Annotated in this window: 18 protein-coding genes; 9 read left to right on the top strand and 9 right to left on the bottom strand. The window is 65.0% G+C overall.

What is annotated here, in order from left to right:
- Positions 1–51 precede the first annotated feature (51 nt).
- Positions 52–1,122 carry a 4-hydroxythreonine-4-phosphate dehydrogenase PdxA gene (gene pdxA / locus U1R88_RS01335; RefSeq protein WP_322429648.1) on the top strand — a complete coding sequence of 357 codons (1,071 nt, stop codon included), beginning with the start codon at positions 52–54 and terminating at the stop codon, positions 1,120–1,122.
- A complete protein-coding gene (locus U1R88_RS01330; RefSeq protein ID WP_322429647.1) occupies positions 1,122–2,129 on the top strand; it encodes a cupin domain-containing protein in 1,008 nt (335 codons plus the stop codon). Before pdxA ends, U1R88_RS01330 begins: the two co-directional genes overlap by 1 nt.
- Positions 2,130–2,151: 22 nt before the next feature.
- Here the strand turns inward: U1R88_RS01330 and U1R88_RS01325 are convergent, their stop codons facing one another.
- Both U1R88_RS01325 and U1R88_RS01320 read right to left on the bottom strand, forming a co-directional pair.
- A complete protein-coding gene (locus tag U1R88_RS01325) occupies positions 2,152–2,349 on the bottom strand; it encodes a hypothetical protein (RefSeq protein WP_068297249.1) in 198 nt (65 codons plus the stop codon).
- A 157-nt stretch (positions 2,350–2,506) separates the two neighbouring features.
- Positions 2,507–3,223: an outer membrane protein gene (locus U1R88_RS01320; RefSeq protein WP_322429646.1), complete on the bottom strand. Its 717-nt coding sequence runs from the start codon at positions 3,221–3,223 to the stop codon at positions 2,507–2,509.
- A gap of 238 nt (positions 3,224–3,461) precedes the next feature.
- Here U1R88_RS01320 and U1R88_RS01315 point away from each other — a divergent pair, with 238 nt between their 5' ends.
- Complete coding sequence (locus U1R88_RS01315) at positions 3,462–5,261, top strand: glycosyltransferase (protein ID WP_322429645.1); 1,800 nt, start codon at positions 3,462–3,464, stop codon at positions 5,259–5,261.
- Positions 5,262–5,395: 134 nt separating this feature from the next.
- Here U1R88_RS01315 and gpt read toward each other — a convergent pair whose 3' ends face one another.
- From gpt to U1R88_RS01300, 3 genes are all read right to left on the bottom strand, one after another.
- Positions 5,396–5,896 (bottom strand): xanthine phosphoribosyltransferase, encoded by a 501-nt coding sequence (gpt, locus tag U1R88_RS01310; protein ID WP_068297258.1) that lies wholly within the window; start codon positions 5,894–5,896, stop codon positions 5,396–5,398.
- A 110-nt stretch (positions 5,897–6,006) separates the two neighbouring features.
- Positions 6,007–6,777 (bottom strand): competence/damage-inducible protein A, encoded by a 771-nt coding sequence (locus U1R88_RS01305; protein ID WP_322429644.1) that lies wholly within the window; start codon positions 6,775–6,777, stop codon positions 6,007–6,009.
- 53 nt (positions 6,778–6,830) lie between these two features.
- Complete coding sequence (locus U1R88_RS01300) at positions 6,831–7,961, bottom strand: Mrp/NBP35 family ATP-binding protein (protein WP_322429643.1); 1,131 nt, start codon at positions 7,959–7,961, stop codon at positions 6,831–6,833.
- 353 nt (positions 7,962–8,314) lie between these two features.
- Between U1R88_RS01300 and U1R88_RS01295 the strand changes: the two genes are divergently transcribed.
- Positions 8,315–8,935, top strand: coding sequence for a 2OG-Fe(II) oxygenase family protein (locus tag U1R88_RS01295; protein ID WP_322429642.1), 621 nt, complete (start codon positions 8,315–8,317; stop codon positions 8,933–8,935).
- A 45-nt stretch (positions 8,936–8,980) separates the two neighbouring features.
- Here U1R88_RS01295 and U1R88_RS01290 read toward each other — a convergent pair whose 3' ends face one another.
- On the bottom strand, positions 8,981–9,475 hold the full coding sequence (locus U1R88_RS01290; protein ID WP_322429641.1) for an anthrone oxygenase family protein: 495 nt from the start codon (positions 9,473–9,475) through the stop codon (positions 8,981–8,983).
- Positions 9,468–10,316 (bottom strand): NmrA family NAD(P)-binding protein, encoded by an 849-nt coding sequence (locus U1R88_RS01285; protein WP_322429640.1) that lies wholly within the window; start codon positions 10,314–10,316, stop codon positions 9,468–9,470. Before U1R88_RS01285 ends, U1R88_RS01290 begins: the two co-directional genes overlap by 8 nt.
- Before the next feature lie 78 nt (positions 10,317–10,394).
- Here U1R88_RS01285 and U1R88_RS01280 point away from each other — a divergent pair, with 78 nt between their 5' ends.
- The 3 genes from U1R88_RS01280 to radC all read left to right on the top strand — a co-directional run bounded on the left by U1R88_RS01280 (position 10,395) and on the right by radC (position 12,825).
- A complete protein-coding gene (locus tag U1R88_RS01280; RefSeq protein ID WP_322429639.1) occupies positions 10,395–11,054 on the top strand; it encodes a TetR/AcrR family transcriptional regulator in 660 nt (219 codons plus the stop codon).
- Between the two features lie 184 nt (positions 11,055–11,238).
- The gene (gene map, locus U1R88_RS01275) at positions 11,239–12,069 is read left to right on the top strand and encodes a type I methionyl aminopeptidase (protein ID WP_322429638.1); all 831 of its coding nucleotides are present in this window, start codon (positions 11,239–11,241) and stop codon (positions 12,067–12,069) included.
- Positions 12,070–12,825, top strand: coding sequence for a RadC family protein (radC, locus tag U1R88_RS01270; protein ID WP_322429637.1), 756 nt, complete (start codon positions 12,070–12,072; stop codon positions 12,823–12,825).
- Positions 12,826–12,907: 82 nt separating this feature from the next.
- Here the strand turns inward: radC and U1R88_RS01265 are convergent, their stop codons facing one another.
- Positions 12,908–13,663 carry a DeoR/GlpR family DNA-binding transcription regulator gene (locus U1R88_RS01265; RefSeq protein ID WP_322429636.1) on the bottom strand — a complete coding sequence of 252 codons (756 nt, stop codon included), beginning with the start codon at positions 13,661–13,663 and terminating at the stop codon, positions 12,908–12,910.
- 99 nt (positions 13,664–13,762) lie between these two features.
- Between U1R88_RS01265 and U1R88_RS01260 the strand changes: the two genes are divergently transcribed.
- Entirely contained in the window at positions 13,763–14,362 is a 600-nt protein-coding gene (locus U1R88_RS01260) for an NUDIX domain-containing protein (protein WP_322429635.1), read from the top strand.
- A 156-nt stretch (positions 14,363–14,518) separates the two neighbouring features.
- Here the strand turns inward: U1R88_RS01260 and U1R88_RS01255 are convergent, their stop codons facing one another.
- Entirely contained in the window at positions 14,519–15,547 is a 1,029-nt protein-coding gene (locus U1R88_RS01255) for a zinc-dependent alcohol dehydrogenase family protein (RefSeq protein ID WP_322429634.1), read from the bottom strand.
- 113 nt (positions 15,548–15,660) lie between these two features.
- On the opposite strand from U1R88_RS01255, the gene U1R88_RS01250 reads away from it, so the two are divergent.
- A complete protein-coding gene (locus U1R88_RS01250; protein WP_322429633.1) occupies positions 15,661–16,578 on the top strand; it encodes a LysR family transcriptional regulator in 918 nt (305 codons plus the stop codon).
- The last annotated feature ends 156 nt before the right edge of the window (positions 16,579–16,734 follow it).

Genomic DNA, 16,734 nt, shown 5'->3' with positions numbered 1-16,734 from the left:
TGGCCAGAAACTATCGCTTTTTCCGGGCTCCATTTCCGCGATAATCGAGCCATGCAAACCATTCTCTTCGAAGACGTCGACCTGCCGGGCAGGCAACGGCCAGTTGTCAGCTCTTCAGCGGCCTCCCGGCCGCTTGCCATCACCATGGGCGATGCCGCCGGCATCGGGCCCGAGATCATTGCCAAGGCCCTTGCCATGGGCTGCGGCCCCTGCGTCGTCTATGGCAGCGTGGGCGTGATGACCGACATCGTGGCCCGTCTTGGCCTGACACTGCAGGTTCGCGCCGTTGCCGGGCCTGAAACAGCCCGGTTCAACCCTGCAGTCATCGAGGTCGTCGATGCCTGCGACCTCCGCGAGGCACCGCCGCCCGGCCGGATCGACCCGGCCTGCGGCAAGGCGGCCTATGACGCGCTACTGGCGGCCATCGGCGCGGCCAAGGCGGGTACGGTGGCAGGCATCGTCACCGCCCCGATCAACAAGGAAGCGCTGGCGGCCGCCGGCCTGTCCTATCCGGGCCACACCGAGATCCTGGCCGCCCATGGTGGGGCCGCGCATGTGGCGATGATGCTGGCCAATGACGAAATCCGGACAGTTCTCGTCACCATTCACGCTGCCCTGCGCCTTGCGATCGAACAGGCCGACTTCGCGGCCCAGATGGCGGCGATCCGCTTTGCCCATGAAGGCGGGCGGGCGCTCGGCATTTCGGCGCCGCGCATCGCGGTCGCCGGCCTCAACCCGCATGCCGGCGAAGGCGGCTTGTTCGGCAGCGAGGAGGTCGAGATCATCGCGCCGGCCATCGCGGCGGCATGCCGCGAGGGCATCGACGCCAGCGGCCCCTGGCCCGGCGACACCGTGTTCCTGCAGGCCCGGCGCGGATGGTTCGACGTGGTGGTCGCCCAATATCACGACCAAGGCCTCATCCCGATCAAATATCTCGGGCTGGATCGCGGCGTGAACCTCACACTGGGCTTGCCTTTCATCCGCACCAGCCCCGATCATGGCACGGCGTTCGATATCGCCGGACAGGGCATCGCGGATCCTGCAAGCCTCATGACCGCCATTGCCTATGCCCGGCGCCTCGTCGCGGCTAAGGCCGGCACTGAACGAGAGAGGGTTTCCTGATGGGTCTTCGCTTCATCTTCATGCTCACCCGCAACGACCGGACGGTCGAGGATGCGGATACGCATCTTCAAACGGCACTGAAACTCGGGATCCGCCATATCGGCTTCAAGGATATCGGCCTGCCGATCGAGCGCCTCAAGGACCTCGGCCGGATGATCCGGGCGGGCGGTGCGACCTCCTATCTCGAGGTGGTCTCGCTCGATCGCGACAGCGAACTGGCCTCGGCCAGGGCCGCTATCGAGATCGGTGTCGATATCCTGCTCGGCGGCACGCATGTCGAGGAGGTGTCCGCGATCGTCAGGGGCACGGCCATCCGCTACTGCCCCTTCCCCGGCCGCATCAGCGGCCACCCCAGCGTGCTCGAAGGCAGCATCGAGGAGATCGTCGCCAGCGCCCGCAGGCTCGCGGCCCATGAAGGCGTGCACGGCCTCGACCTGCTGGCCTATCGCTCGAAGGAAAATGTGCCGGCTCTGATGCAGGCCGTTTGCGCCGCGGTTTCCAAGCCCGTCTACATGGCCGGATCGATCGACACCCCCGGACAGATCGCGGCGGTGAAGCAAGCGGGCGGCATGGGCTTCACCATCGGGACCGCCGCACTGGACGGGCGCTACCCGGCCGAAGCAAGGGATGTGGCGGGCCAGCTCGCCGCCATCATGCGGGATGTGGCGCAGACCAACAACCACCTCTCCCCCTACCACAAGCAGAGCCTGTCCTCGGCCTTCGGCGCCTTTGCCGACACCGCTTCGCCCCGGATTGCCGGGCGGATCAACGACATCGAGATCAAGCTCGCCAAGGTCGAGACCGAATCCGGCTGGCATTTCAATGCCAGGGAAGATGCCTTCCTGCTGGTGCACAAGGGCCGGCTGCTCATGCGCTTCCGCGACCGGGACGAGGTCGTGGAGGAAGGCGACTTCATCATCGTGCCGCACGGGGTCGAACATTGTCCGGAAGCGCTGACCGCCGAATGCCAGATCGTGCTGATCGAGCCGCCGCGCAGCCACGCCTGAACGCCGCGCCGGACCGCAACGCTCAGTCCCTGCTCCCTTCGGCTGGCTGGCCCCTCGCCTCCACGATCGCCGACTGCAGGGTGAACAGGCGGTACAAGGTCAGCGCCGCCTTGTAGGGATCGCCATCGCAGTCGCGGATAATGCCGTCCAGGGCCGCCGCTTCCTCCGCCGTTGCCGGCACCACCTCGTCCGCAAAGAGCACCTTCGGATCTATCGCCATCTTTGCCTCCCATCCTTCGAGTCCGCGGGAAAATAGCTGGGAAGTCATGCGTTGGCCAGCAATTTGTTCTTGAATTGTTCTTATTTGAAATTTCACCGTGCCATATGAAGAAGCCCGGCTGGGCCGGGCTTCTCGATACCATTGCGGTTGGGTCCGATCAGAACTTGTAGCTGATACCGGCCGTGACGGTCGTCTGGTTCCAATCGGCCTTCACGCGGCCATCCGGCGTCGCGTAGCTCTTCTTGTTGAAGTCGCTGTAGCGCACTTCCAGGCGGCCGATCCAATTCTGGGTGAAGGCATATTCGGCACCCAGGCCCACCGTCCAGCCGACATGGGTGTTGCTCGAGTCAGCACCGGCCGTGGAAAGCTTGGCATTGGCGAGGGCGAGGCCGCCGGTGGCATAGACCAGGATGTTGTCGAAGGCGTAGCCGATACGAGCACGGGCGGAGCCCTGCCACTCGGTCTTCAGCTTGAGCGTACGCGCAATGTTGCCGTTGTAGAGGGCATGGGCGCTGCCGTTCAGGTTGGAATAGTCGATATCGCCTTCGACGCCGATGACGAATTCGTTGATCTGGTAGTTGTAACCGGCATGGGCGCCGCCGACGAAACCGCTGAGATCGAACTTATCTGCTGGCGGCGATGTCGTCACCGGCGTAGCCGTGGTCGTCACGGTCGGAAACAGCTTGCTCTGGTCGTCATTCTCGCGGCCCCAGCCATAACCGGCATGCAAACCCACATAGGGGCCGCTCCAGTTGTAAGGTGTTACCACCGGAGGGACCGGCTCGACAGCCTGCGCGGCCAGGTCGGCGGCATAGACCGAAGTCGAGCACAGCAAGGCAGAAAGGCCGGCTATGGCGAAGCAAATCGTACGCATCGAATCCCCCTCGTGAAATGCGATAAAAACTATACTTGCAGGGCAAGTAAAAGTCGGTGACATATCGGCAACAGATGAAATTAATCACCTATCATGCCGCCGTCGCCGGCGACCGTCGTGCCAGCCGATCCAGCCAGGGTCTTGCAAGGCCTCGTCCGCCTGTGCTCTGCATCCTGCCATGCGGGTCGTCTTCGCCGAGGCGGTCAATATGGGCAGCGAAGACGGAATAGGAGAAGGGATGAGCGAAAGCACTGTCTCGATCACGCTTTGCGGCATCGACCTCGCCCTGATCTATCCCGCCGATCTGGACGAAGAGATCTGGCCCTATTTCTGGCATATCGCCAATGACAGCCAGCCGGAGGCTCCGCCCGCGACCTTGCGCCTCTACCGCCAGGCCTCGGGCCGGCTCGAGCTCCATCGCGACGGCGCCCTGGTCTGGAAGGACCTGTCCTGGCCGGAGGCCCTGCATCCCCTGCTCGACGAGATCGGCCGCGTGGTGGCCGCGGCGTCCGTTCGTCCCGTTCTGCGTGCCGCGGCAGTGGCCCATGAAGGCAAGGTGGTGCTGATTGCCGGCCCTCCCGGCTGCGGCAAGACCAGCCTGGCAGCCTGGCTCGTCGACAAGGGCTTCCGGTTCCTCGCCGACGATCTCGTCTGCCTGGGGGATGCGAAGACGTCCGTGTGGCCAGGCTCGCTCGCCCTCGCGCCGCATCCGCAGGCATCGGCCCGGATCCTGTCCTCACCGGCCTTCATCAATGCCTATGCTTCCCTCACCCATGCGGGTGCCGTGATCAAGCCGGAGGCCCTGGCGGAGGAGCATGCGGCGGAGTGGCCCTGCGCCCTCGTCCTCATCCCGCAACGCCATGAAGGTGCCGAACCCGAGCTGCAGACGGTTTCATCCGACAGGTGCCGCTTCTTTCTTGAACTCGCCCAACATCCCGACCAGCGCATATCGGCCGCGACCGAAGCGAAGCTCACCGATTTTGCCCGGCAGGTCCCGGTCGTCAGGGTCCGCTTCGGCCAGCCCGGCGACTGGCTCGACAGTTTCCTGCACCGCACGCTCGATGCCGGACTGCCGGCGGCGAACGCGGCCCATCAGCACAAGACCGAGGCACGCCAGCAACTCGATACCGTGGCCGCGGTGACGGCGCACCCGGCCGGCGACTGGTTCTTCCCCAAGCCGGCCACCGCCGCACCGCGCAGGCGCCTGAGCATCGGCATGGCGACGTTCGACGACTATGACGGGGTCTATTTCACGCTGCAGGCCTTGCGCCTCTATCATCCCGAAGTCGCCGACGACCTTGAATTCCTGGTGGTCGACAACAATCCGAACGGGATATGCGGCGACGCCCTGCGACGCTTTGCCAAGGGTTCGGGGGGATTTCGCTACATTCCGGTATCAGAAAGCATCGGCACCGCCGTGCGTGATGTCGTGATGCAGGAAGCCGCCGGCGAGCATGTCGTCTGCCTCGACTGCCACGTTCTGCTGGTACCGGGCGCACTGGCCAGGCTGCTCGACTATTTCGAGCAACATCCCGACAGCAACGACCTGCTGCAGGGACCGCTCGTCAGCGACGACCTCACGAGCCTTTCCACTCATTGGAAGGCGGAGTGGGCCGGCGGCATGTATGGCACCTGGGCGCTCGATGCCGCAGGCAGGGATCCTAAGGCACCGCCCTTCGACATCCCGATGCAGGGGCTCGGCCTCTACGCCTGCCGCCGCGCGGCATGGCCTGGCTACAACAAGCTCTTCCGCGGCTTTGGCGGCGAGGAAGGCTATATTCACGAGAAATTCCGCCAGGCGGGCGGGCGCACCCTATGCCTGCCCTTCCTGCGCTGGATCCATCGCTTCGACCGGCCGATGGGCGCGCCCTATACGATCAGCTGGCACGACCGCATCCGCAACTACATGATCGGCTTCGACGAGCTGGGCCTGCCGATGGACGAAATGCTGGCCCATTTCCGCGAGCATGTCGGCCCGAGCGCGGAGCCGATCATCCGCAATTGCTGGGAAGAACTGGAACGGCTGCGCGTCGCGTAGCCGGGCTGACGCCAAGGCCATTCGCCGGAAACGGCAGCGCTCCAGGTGCACGGGCATCCTGCCCGTTCTTCCGGGATCAGCAGGCGTGACCGATTCAGGAACAGGCGGGATGCCCGTACCCCCGGAGGCAGTTGTCAGCCCTCGGAGCCCTGGGCGATCGGCGGCTGGAAGGCGAGGCCCATGTCCCAGGGGAAATAGATCCAGGTATCCTGGCTCACCTCGGTGATGAAGGTATCGACCAGCGGGCGGCCGAGCGGCTTGGCGTAGACGGTGGCGAAATGCGCCTTGGGCAGGCGGTCGCGCACCACCTTGGCGGTCGAGCCGGTATCGACGAGATCATCGACCACCAGGATGCCTTCCCCGCCATTTTCAGCGAGCTTCTCGTCGACGTCCTTGAGCACCTGCAGGCCGCTCTGGGTCTTGTAGTCGTGATAGGAGGCGATGCAGACGGTCTCGATCAGGCGGATGCCAAGCTCGCGCGAGATGATCGCCGCGGGAACCAGGCCGCCGCGCGTGATGCAGACGATGGCGTTGAAGGGACCGCTGCCGGACAATCGCCAGGCGAGCGCGCGCGCGTCGCGGTGGAACTGATCCCAGGATACGGGGAAGGCCTTGTCGGGCTTCGGCGAGTTCATGATCCGGTCCTTTTTCGCGGGTCGCTCTTCATAGCGGCGAAATCGAACGGATCAAGTCAAGTCTTCAACGTTCCACGCCATTTTGCAGGCCGATCCCGCAAAATCGGCGATCAGCGCTTGATGGTGGCGACCATCGCCTCGATGTCGGCCTTGGCGGCGGCGACCTTGGCCGCATCCTTGCCCCGGATCACCAGTTGGGTCTGGAAGCCGGCCGGCCCGAAGGAAGGATAGGAGCCGATCGAGACCTCGGGATGGGCCTGCGCGATCGCCGCGAGCGGCTCTGCGACGGCGCCCTCGCCGATCCCAGGGCCCGGCGAAACGCTATCGGACAGGGTCACCGCGCCTGAGCGCATCTTCAAGATCGCATTGTCGAGCATGCGTTGCATGATGTTGGGCACACCCGCCATCACGATGACATTGCCCAGCATGAAGCCTGGGGCGGCCGAGACGGGATTGTCGACGAGCTCGGCCCCGTCGGGAATGCGCGCCATGCGCAGGCGGGCCGGCGTCAGGTTGGCGGCGCCGCCATAGTGCCTGGTCATCACCTCGACGGCACGCTGGTCGATCTCGATGCCGACACCGAAGGCCTTGGCGACGGAGTCGGCCGTGATGTCGTCATGGGTCGGCCCGATGCCGCCCGTCGACAGCACATAGTCATAGCGTGCGCGCAGGGCGTTGACCGCCTCGACGATACGCTCCTCCTCGTCGGGAACGACGCGAACCTCCTTCACGTCGATCCCCGCACCGGTGAGGAATTCGGTGATGTAGCCGATATTCTTGTCCTTGGTACGGCCCGACAGGATCTCGTCGCCGACGACGAGAATGGCGGCCGTCACGGATACCGGAGCGGCTTGCTCGGGATTTGCAGAGGGCGTTTCCATAAGGCATTTCCGAATGATGTCGCTGTCGGGTTCCGGCGGGCAGCGGCCGGCCGTCACTCGATGACAATACGCGGCGGCTGGCGTTGATCAACACCCTCCCCCGACAGACCAGCCCAAACCTGCGCCGCAATCCGACGATAGATGCCGGCCTCGGCGCTGTCCGGCAACGTGGCGGCCACCGGCCTGCCGGCATCCGAGCGTTCGCGCACTTCCATGGACAGAGGCAGTTCACCGAGGAAGGGCACGCCAAGCTTTTCCGCCTCGCGCCGTGCTCCGCCGTGACCGAAGAGATGGCTGACATGGCCGCAATTGGGGCAGGAGAAGGTGGACATGTTCTCGATGATGCCGAGGATCGGCACGTTCACCTTCTGGAACATGCCGACGCCGCGGCGCGCGTCGATCAAGGCAAGATCCTGCGGCGTCGAGACGATCACTGCGCCGGCCAAAGGCGTGTTCTGCGCCATGGTGAGCTGCGCATCGCCCGTGCCCGGCGGCATGTCGACCACCATGACGTCGAGTTCGCCCCAGACGACATCGCGCAGCAGCGTGGTGAGCGCCGACTGCACCATCGCCCCGCGCCAGATCATCGCGGTCTCCTGGTCGACCAGGAAACCGATCGACATCGCCTTTACGCCATAGGCTTCGAGCGGGATGATCTTCTTGTCGGCGTTCTGTTCCGGCTTGTCTGTCAGGCCGAGAAGTTTCGGAACGGACGGTCCAAATATATCGGCATCGAGCAGCCCGACGCTCAGCCCCTGCGCCGCGAGGGCAATGGCGAGATTGCAGGCCGTCGTCGACTTGCCGACACCGCCCTTGCCGGAGGCGACGGCAATGACGCGTTTCACGCTGGGCAGGACGGGCGGCCGCTGCTGCGGCGCATTGTGGGCGGCCGCCTGCGCCCGCGGGCCAGGCGGTTCCTGGCGCGCCGCGCCGGCCGGACGCTCGGCTGTCAGCCCGACCAGGACATTGGTGACGCCGGGAAGGCCACGCACGGCGCTTTCGGCTGCAGCACGCACCGGCTCCATGGCCCGCGCCTCGGTGGGATCGATGGCGATGGCAAACATCACCTTCGAACCGTCGATGCGGATTTCGGTCAAGCGGCCGGTCGAGGGCAGTGATTGGCCGCTTGCCGGCAATTTGACGAGTTCGAGGGCGCGAATGACATCGGCTGGCGTCAGAGACAAGGAACGATCCTCACGAAGCAAGGGAAGGTGCCGGCGAGGCGGCCCCGAAAGTTTCCCTCGATATTGGGAAGTGCGGCGGGGGCATTCAAGCACAACCACCGCCAGGTCCCGTAATAATATGGCGCGCTGGCACGATTCTCCTATCGGGCAGATTGCAGCAAGGCTCCGTTCAAGCCGGGTCGCGAAAGGGGCAGGCAGCGGGGCTTGCCAGGACCGCCCATAAACCAAAAGCATCTTGACCACGACACGCAGCAGCGAGACATTCGAGCCCGTCATATCCAGGGTCGGGGGACGCTCGGGCAGCACCGTGCAGGCTTTGCCAGCCGGCGCATGCATTCCAGGAGTGACCGGCGATGCATGTCATCGACCTCGATGTCATCCGCAATGCTGAAATCCACGACAAGCCCTACCGCCACATCATCGGCGAGGGTTTTCTTCAAAAGGACAAGATCTCGTCGCTGCGGCAGGACTTTCCAGCCATCGACAAACCCGGCTTCCTGACCGTCGACGACATGGCGCTGCGAGGCAGCTTCCGGGACCTGGTCGAGGACCTCGAAAGCAGCGCCATGGCCAGGTCCCTGTCCGACAAGCTCGACCTCGACCTCGCCCCCCTGCCCCGGCTGACGACGATCCGCCGCCTCTCGCAGCTCAAGGACGGCCGCATTCACACCGACAGCGAAAGCAAGCTCGCCACCTTCCTCGTCTACCTGAACGACGATTGGGACGAAGACGGGGGGTGCCTGCGCGTGCTGAACGGCCCCGACGACTTCGACGACATGACGGCGGAAATATCGCCGATCATGGGTTCGTGCTTCGGTTTTCGTCGAGCCGCCAATTCCTGGCACGGCCACAAGCCGTTCGCCGGCGAGCGCCGGGTCGTCCAGATCACCTGGCTGACGGATGCCGGCGAACTCGAGCGCAAGAAGAAGCGCAACGGCGTGGCCCAGTTCTTCAAAGGCATCTTCGGACGCTGAGAGCGTCCCGCCCCGGGCCGCATATGCCCGGGGACATGCCGGGTGTCAGCCGGCGCTGCGGCCGATCAGGACCAGTGTGAAGAGGACCATGGCCAAGGCCGAAGCTGCTGTCCTGACGTGGTTCCAGAACGTCCAGTCCACCAGATAGCGCTGCCAGAGCTGGCCGGCCTGCGCCGTCTCGGGCTGGAGCACGGCCAGGGCGTCGTTGAGCGGCACGTTCAGGCCCATGGTCACGCCGATGCAAGCAATGAGATAGACCAGGCTGGCGAGCAGCAGCAGCTTGCCGCTCCACTCCCCCAGCCAGAGCCACGAGCCCAGGGCGAGAGCAAGGCAAAGCACCGCCGTGCCCATGAAGGCCAGCATGAAGCCGGGATTGATCACGGTGACATTGATCGCCTGCATCGCGGCGATGCCGCTGGTCGGGGCAACCCGCCCCAGCGCCGGCATCACGAAATTGGAGAAGGCGAAGAAGATGCCTGCCACCAGACCGCTGCCGATGGCCGCCAGGAAGGTGGCGACATAGAGGCTGCGCTCAAGCATGGTTTCCTCCCCACATGCCGGTGGCCGCAGTGCGGGCGACATAATCGGCAAAGCGGCGCGGCGGGCGGCCCAGGGCGCGCTCGACGCCGTCGGCGACCGGCTCGTTGCGGCCGTCGAGCACGGTGGCGAACAGATAGATGACGAGTTCCACTACCTCCGCCGGCACGCCCTGCTCGTTCAGGTCGGTCCGATAGGCCTCCAGCGACACGGATTTGTAGGCGATCGGGCGCCCGGTCGCCCTGGCGATCGCGGCCACCGCCTCGGCAAAGGTGAGAGCCTGCGACCCGGTGATATCGTAGAGCTGATGCGAATGCCGGGGATCGGCAAAGGCGGCGACGGCGATCTCGGCGATGTCATCCGCATCCACGAAGGGTTCGGGCGCCAGGGTGTCGGGCAAGACGATTTCGCCGGCCAGGATGGGATCCAGGAAGAAGCTTTCGCTGAAATTCTGGAAGAACCAGCTGCAGCGCAGGATCGTCCAGTCGAGCTCTGTGGCCTGCAGCACCTGTTCGGCTTCCTCGGCCTCCGGCTCACCGCGCCCGGACAACAGCACGATCTTGGTCACGCCGGCCTTTTTCGCCTGGTGAAAGAAGGCGCCGACGGCCTCGACCGCTCCGGGCACTGACAGATCAGGCTGATAGGCGACATAGACGGCCGCGATGCCCTCCAGCACCGCCGCCCAGCCTTCCGGCTTCTCCCAATCGAAGGCCGGCTCGGCGCCGCGCGAGCCGAGACGAACCTTGCGCCCTGCCCTCTCCAAGCCCTCGACGACACGACGACCCGTCTTGCCCGTAGCGCCCAAGACCAGGACCGTGCCCGTCGACCATTGATCATTTGCCATTCCGGCCTCCCGCTGATAAATATGATAAATCCTCATATTTAAAAATGTGATAAATCCTCATATTTAGGTTGTCAAGGGATGGCTGCAAAAACATCGACGACGATGCCACTCGAAAAAGCGCGCGCCGAAGTCCTGCCCCGGCGTGCGCCCGTGCAGCAGCGCAGCCGCGAGCGTCTGGACAGGATCCTGGCGGTCGCTACGGAATTGATCGGCGCGCGCGGCAGCGATCAGCTGAAAATGGGCGAAGTCGCCGAACAGGCCGGCATTTCCATCGGCTCGCTCTACCAATATTTTCCGGACAAGAGCGCGATCATCCGCAGCCTGGCGGAGCGCTACGGCGCCGAATGCCGCAATTGCGTCGAGGCTGCGCTCACGCCCGTAAGTTCGGTCGCGGCACTGGAAGCGGCCTATGGTTTGCTGATCGATGATTATTACCAGCTCTACCGGGCCGAACCGGTGATGCGCGACGTCTGGTCAGGCACGCAGGCCGACAAGCAGCTCGCGGCCCTGGAACTTGCCGAAAGCCGGATTTGCGGCGGCATGCTGGCCGATGCCATGGCGCGGGCCCATGGGGCGTCGGATGCTTCGGCCTATGCCACTACCGCCTTCACGATCTGGCAGCTCGGCGAGGCGACCATGCGCCTGGCGGTTTCGGTGGACGAAAAGGAAGGCGCGGCCATCGTTGCTGTGTTCAGTCGCATGACCTTGCGAGAAATCCTGACACCGGGGCAGGTGTAACTTCCGGGATCGCAGGCGTCCTCGCCTGCATCCGGAAGCATTGCGGGTAGAGGAAAGCATGATGCAGGCCGGAAGCCTGCGATCCCCGGGTGATCACAAGGCAGCCATGCGATATTCAGAATTCTCTTTCCTGCCCGCATCCCCAGATGGCATAAGAATCCGACACGTCTAATCAGGTAGTTTCATGAGCTTCATCGACGCAGAACTGTCTCCCCAGCGCAAGAACGGCCAGATCAAGATCCATGGCCCGGAGGCCTTTGCCGGCATGCGCGCGGCGGGCAGGCTTGCGGCCCAGGGCCTCGATCTGATGGTGGACGTGGTCAAGCCCGGCGTCACCACCAACCAGCTCGACCGGATGCTCTTCGAATTCGCGATGGACAACAAGGCCTATCCGGCCACGCTGTTCTATCGCGGCTATCGCAAGTCGAGCTGCATCTCGCTCAACCATGTGGTCTGCCACGGCATCCCCGACGACAAGCCGCTGCAGGATGGCGTCATCCTCAACATCGACTACACCGTGGTGCTCGATGGCTGGCACGGCGACTCCAGTCGCATGTATGCAGCCGGCGACATCGCCCGCCGCGCCGAGCGGCTGATGGAAGTCACCTATGAGGCGATGATGCGCGGCATCAACGTCATCAAGCCGGGCGCGACCACCGGCGATATCGGCTATGCCATCCAGAGCTATGCCGAAGCCGAGCGCTGCTCGGTGGTGCGCGATTTCTGCGGCCACGGCCTCGGTCGCCTGTTCCATGACGAACCCAACATCCTGCATTACGGCCGGCGCGGCGAGGGCGTGGTGCTCAAGCCCGGCATGTTCTTCACGGTGGAGCCGATGATCAATCTCGGCCGCCCGGACGTGAAGGTGCTCAATGACGGCTGGACCGCGGTCACGCGTGACCGCTCTCTCTCGGCCCAGTTCGAGCACAGCATCGGCGTCACCGAGACGGGCGTCGAGATCTTCACCCTCTCCCCTGCCGGGTTCACCCAGCCGCCCTACGCCAAGGCTGCCTGAATGAAGAGGGGGCGCTCGCCATTGCCGGACGCCCCGCTTCAAGGCCTGGGCGAGGCCCCCCTGTTCCCGTCAGCCGGCGAACCGGTGGAGCCGCATTATCACGGCCATCGCGAGAGGCTGCGCCAGCGTTTCGCTGAGGCCGAGGGCCGCCTGCCCGACTACGAAGTCCTCGAACTGATCCTGTTCCGCTCCATCCCGCGCCGGGACGTCAAGCCGCTCGCCAAGGCGCTGATCGCCCGTTTCGGCTCGCTGGCCGAGGTCCTGGGTGCTCCGATCGCCCGGCTCAGGGAGATCGACGGTGTCAGCGACGGCGTGGCAGGCGACCTCAAGATCGTCGAGGCGGCCGGCCACCGCCTCGCCAAAGGCAGCATCGCCAAGCGGCCGGTGCTGTCGACCTCAGCGGCCCTGATCGACTATTGCCGCAGCACCATGGCCTTCGCCGAGCGCGAAATCTTCCGCATCCTTTTCCTCGACACCAAGAACGGCCTGATCGCCGACGAGGTCCAGCAGAGGGGCACAGTCAACCATACGCCCGTATACCCGCGCGAGGTGGTGAAGCGCGCGCTGGAACTCTCGGCCACTGCCCTGATCCTCGTGCACAACCACCCCTCCGGCGATCCCTCGCCCTCCTCGGCGGACGTATCGATGACGCGCACCATCGCCGATGTCGCCGGGCCGCTCGGCATCGTGGTGCATGACCACATCATCATCGGCCGCGACGGCCATGTCAGCCTGAAGGCATTGCGGCTGTTCTGAGGGGCACCAAATCCATGGTCCAGCGGGTGGACCCGTCCGCCAAGCCCGGAGCAAGGGAGCGTTCCCGGCCCGCCCTGGAACATCAGGCCCGGATGACGGTGACTCCGAGGGCACGGAAAGGCTCGACGGCCTGGTCGGGCGTGTCTTCCTCCACCAGCATGACATCGATCGCATCCATCCTCGTCACCTGGAAAGGCGAGGCCGCGCCGAGTTTTTCCCGGGACGCCAGCACCACGGTTTCCGCAGCCTGACGGCACAGGGCCCGCTTGATGGCCGCCTCTTCGCTGTCGCCCGTGGTCAAACCGATCTCGGCATGGATGCCCGTCACGCCCATGAAATAGACGTCGGCCCGGATACGCGTGATCGCCTCGGCGGCGGTTGCACCCACCGCGACCATGGAGTGGCGGAACAGCCGGCCACCGATCAGTTCCACCTCGATGCCGGCATGGCCGGCGAGCTCGACCGCGACGTTCGGACTATGGGTCACCACCAGAGCCTTGAGACCGGGATCGAGATGACGCGCGAGCTGCACCGCCGTGGTGCCGCCGTCGAGCATCACCACCTGTCCCGGACGCACCAGGCGCGCGGCTGCCCGGCCGATGGCGACCTTGCCGGTTGCGGAAACCTCGCGGCGCTGCACGAGATCGCCCATGGCCGGCGAGGCCGGCAAGGCACCGCCATGCACACGCTGCAGCAGCCCCTCGCCCGCCAGCTCGCGCAGATCCCGGCGGATGGTGTCCTCCGACAGGTCGAGTTCCCGGCTGACGGTCTTGGCAATGACACGCCCGTCCCGGCTGAGGACCTGGAGAATATAGGCCTTGCGCTCGCTGGTGAGCATGATGCCGTCGCCTCACGAATTCTCTTGACTGTACACGAAATTGCACGAATTCTGAGTCTCATTCAAGATAATTCACGATACTTCGTGCAGAGAGGCTTCATGAGCGTGGCGGATCGGGTGCGTGTGGAGGACGTCGAACTCCTCTCCGATGACTGGTATGTCCTGAAGAAGACGACGTTTCTCTATCGCCGCGGCGACGGGAGCTGGCAAAGGCAGAGCCGGGAGACCTATGACCGCGGCAACGGCGCCACCATCCTGCTTTACGATCCTTCGCGGCGCACCGTCGTCCTCACGCGCCAGTTCCGCTATCCGGCCTTCGTCAATGGCTGGGACGATCTCCTGATCGAGACCCCCGCCGGCCTGCTCGACAAGGCCGGTCCGGAGGAACGCATCCGCGCCGAGACCGAGGAAGAGACCGGCTTTCGCATCCACGAAGTCCGGCGCGTGATGGAGGCCTATATGAGCCCGGGCTCGGTGACCGAGAAGCTCTATTTCTTCGTTGCACCCTATAGCCCCGGTGATCGTGTCGGCACGGGCGGCGGCCAGGCCGAGGAAGGCGAGGACATCGATCTCCTCGAACTCGACATCGACGAGGCCCTGGCGATGATCGCGCGCGGCGAGATCCGCGACGGCAAGACCATCATGCTGCTCTACCATGCCGCCCTGCATCTCTTCGGCAAGGCGGAAGGAGCGGCATGACACCCTCTTAGGAGTGTCAGCCTCCGGCTGACATTTTTTTTGGAAACGAAGCGCTGGCAGGCAGGATGTCAGCCAGAGGCTGACACTCCGCATATCCTGCGTTCCTACATGAAAACGCAACTAGGGCGCCAAGGCCGGGCGCGAAGCCCCCTCCACCTACCGATCCGTCTCTATCACGATCTTGCCGAAGGCACCGCGATCGAGATGATCGAGTGCGGCCGGAAGCTCGGCAAAACCGTAGCGCTTGTCGATGACGGGCCGGAGGCCGAGCGCGTCGACGGCCCGCACCAGATCCTCCTGTGCCCGGCGGTGGCCGACGCCGATGCCCTGGACCGTCAAGCCCTTCAGCATCAGGGGAACCACCGGAGCGGAAACCTCAACGCCTTCCAGCACGCCGATGACGGAAATGCGCCCGCCCATCGCGGCCGCCTGAACGGACTGCCCCAGATTGGGGCCCCCGGCGACTTCGAGGATGTGATCGGCGCCACGATCGCCCGTCAGGCGATGGACGGCCTCCACCCAGTTCTCGCGGCTGCGATCGATGCCATGATCGGCGCCGAGCTCGCGAGCTCGTACCAGCTTGTCGGCGCTCCCGGACGTGACGATCACTCTGGCCCCGGCGGCTTTGGCAATCTGCAGCCCGAACAGCGAGACGCCGCCGGTGCCCTGTACCAAGACGGTCTTGCCGGCCAGGGGCGCCCCGCGCTCCACCAGCGCGAACCAGGCCGTCAGCCCTGCCACCGGCAAGGTGCTCGCGGCGGCATCATCGAGCGTCGCCGGCGCGAGGGTGAACCAGTCTTCGGGAAAGGCCACATAATCGGCAAGAACGCCGGGCCGCATGCCGCCCAAAGTGCGGTAGGGCGGCACACGGGCCGTACCGTCGTTCAGCCCATCGATCCAGCCGGGAATGAAGGTGGAGATCACCCGGTCACCCGGCTTGAATCGCGCGCTCCCCTCGCCGAGCACCTCGACGATGCCCGCCATGTCCGATGCCGGGGTGAAGGGAAAGGCCAGCGGTTGGCCGAAGCCGGTCTCGATCACCAGCTTGTCGCGGTAGTTCAACGAAACGGCCGTCACCCGGACCAGCACCTCCCCCACCGCCGGCCGGGGCCTGGGTCGCTGTTCGAGCGCGAGCCGATCGCGCCCGATTGCGTTCATCGACCACCGCTTCATCTGTGCCGTCATCGTCGTCTCCATTCGGATTTGAGGGAGCGGCACAGTAATGTTGAATTTCAAGCACCAGTGGCGATATAATTTCCGATCATTGGTTCTAATTTCTCTACAAGATCGCTCTTGCCATGGCGGATCGTCTCAACGGTGTCTCGGTCTTCGTCGAAGCGGTAGAGGCTGGCGGCTTTGCCGCCGCTGCCCAACGGCTCAACCTGTCGCGCTCGGCGGTCGGCAAGTCCATCGCCCGGCTCGAAGAACGCCTGGGTGCCCGGCTCTTCCACCGCACCACGCGCAGCCAGGCGCTGACCGAGGACGGCCAGGTCTTCTATGAGCGCTGCCTGCGGGCACTGGCCGAGATCCGCGAGGGCGAGGCCATGCTCGACAGCGGCCGTCGCGATGTCAGCGGCCGGCTGCGCGTCACCATGCCGGCCCTGTTCGGGCGCGCATGCGTCGCGCCGCTGCTGCTCCGGCTCGCCGTCCAGCATCCGGCTCTCGAACTCGAGCTCAATTTCAACGACAGGCGTGTCGACCTGATCGAGGAAGGCTACGATCTCGCCATTCGCAACGGCGCCCTCGAATCCGACATGAACCTGATCACGCGCCGTGTCGCCCAGCAGCGCATGACCGTGTGCGCCGCCCCGGCCTATCTGCGTGAACACGGTGCGCCGCTCACCCTCGCCGCCCTCGTCGACCATCACGCCATTCTCTACGGTCGTTCGGGCCAGCCTCGCTCCTGGCTGTTCCCGGTGATGGGCGGCCCTGCCGTCGAGATCATGCCCCCGAGCCGCTACATCTTCGATTCCCTGGACGCCATCGCCGATGCCGCGGTGGCCGGAGCAGGCCTTGCCTGGATGCCCTGCTGGCTGGTGGCCGAACGCGTGCGCCGGGGCGAGTTGGTGCGGGTGCTGACCGAACATCCCGGCCTCGTCTTCGACGTGCATGCCCTTTGGCCACGCTCTCCCTTGCAGCCGCTGCGCGTAAGGGCCGCCATCGACATGCTCGCAGCCAACCTTTCCCGCCTGATGAGCAACGAAGTCGGCCTCTGAAGGCACGGCTTTCCGGGTCGATAGCGATCCCGCGGTCAGATGCACGATGTACCCTGGAGCCGACAGCTTGCACTCTATTGCGATTGGCGACCTCGGCGCCTGCCGGCCGCGCTCGTGAATCTCCGCTGACGGAGAGCGAGGGACAGGTTGCCTGCC

The sequence above is a fragment of the Labrys sedimenti genome, from assembly GCF_034424805.1.
In the GTDB taxonomy this organism is placed as follows: domain Bacteria; phylum Pseudomonadota; class Alphaproteobacteria; order Rhizobiales; family Labraceae; genus Labrys; species Labrys sedimenti.
This window is presented reverse-complemented; position numbering and strand designations above follow the sequence as displayed.

What these genes read in the sequence shown, in the direction of transcription:
- pdxA (WP_322429648.1), top strand. Translation starts at nt 52, where the DNA reads ATGCAAACCATTCTCTTCGAAGACGTCGACCTGCCGGGCAGGCAACGG.
- U1R88_RS01330 (WP_322429647.1), top strand. Translation starts at nt 1,122, where the DNA reads ATGGGTCTTCGCTTCATCTTCATGCTCACCCGCAACGACCGGACGGTC.
- U1R88_RS01325 (WP_068297249.1), bottom strand. Translation starts at nt 2,349, where the DNA reads ATGGCGATAGATCCGAAGGTGCTCTTTGCGGACGAGGTGGTGCCGGCA.
- U1R88_RS01320 (WP_322429646.1), bottom strand. Translation starts at nt 3,223, where the DNA reads ATGCGTACGATTTGCTTCGCCATAGCCGGCCTTTCTGCCTTGCTGTGC.
- U1R88_RS01315 (WP_322429645.1), top strand. Translation starts at nt 3,462, where the DNA reads ATGAGCGAAAGCACTGTCTCGATCACGCTTTGCGGCATCGACCTCGCC.
- gpt (WP_068297258.1), bottom strand. Translation starts at nt 5,896, where the DNA reads ATGAACTCGCCGAAGCCCGACAAGGCCTTCCCCGTATCCTGGGATCAG.
- U1R88_RS01305 (WP_322429644.1), bottom strand. Translation starts at nt 6,777, where the DNA reads ATGGAAACGCCCTCTGCAAATCCCGAGCAAGCCGCTCCGGTATCCGTG.
- U1R88_RS01295 (WP_322429642.1), top strand. Translation starts at nt 8,315, where the DNA reads ATGCATGTCATCGACCTCGATGTCATCCGCAATGCTGAAATCCACGAC.
- U1R88_RS01290 (WP_322429641.1), bottom strand. Translation starts at nt 9,475, where the DNA reads ATGCTTGAGCGCAGCCTCTATGTCGCCACCTTCCTGGCGGCCATCGGC.
- U1R88_RS01285 (WP_322429640.1), bottom strand. Translation starts at nt 10,316, where the DNA reads ATGGCAAATGATCAATGGTCGACGGGCACGGTCCTGGTCTTGGGCGCT.
- U1R88_RS01280 (WP_322429639.1), top strand. Translation starts at nt 10,395, where the DNA reads ATGGCTGCAAAAACATCGACGACGATGCCACTCGAAAAAGCGCGCGCC.
- map (WP_322429638.1), top strand. Translation starts at nt 11,239, where the DNA reads ATGAGCTTCATCGACGCAGAACTGTCTCCCCAGCGCAAGAACGGCCAG.
- radC (WP_322429637.1), top strand. Translation starts at nt 12,070, where the DNA reads ATGAAGAGGGGGCGCTCGCCATTGCCGGACGCCCCGCTTCAAGGCCTG.
- U1R88_RS01265 (WP_322429636.1), bottom strand. Translation starts at nt 13,663, where the DNA reads ATGCTCACCAGCGAGCGCAAGGCCTATATTCTCCAGGTCCTCAGCCGG.
- U1R88_RS01260 (WP_322429635.1), top strand. Translation starts at nt 13,763, where the DNA reads ATGAGCGTGGCGGATCGGGTGCGTGTGGAGGACGTCGAACTCCTCTCC.
- U1R88_RS01255 (WP_322429634.1), bottom strand. Translation starts at nt 15,547, where the DNA reads ATGACGGCACAGATGAAGCGGTGGTCGATGAACGCAATCGGGCGCGAT.
- U1R88_RS01250 (WP_322429633.1), top strand. Translation starts at nt 15,661, where the DNA reads ATGGCGGATCGTCTCAACGGTGTCTCGGTCTTCGTCGAAGCGGTAGAG.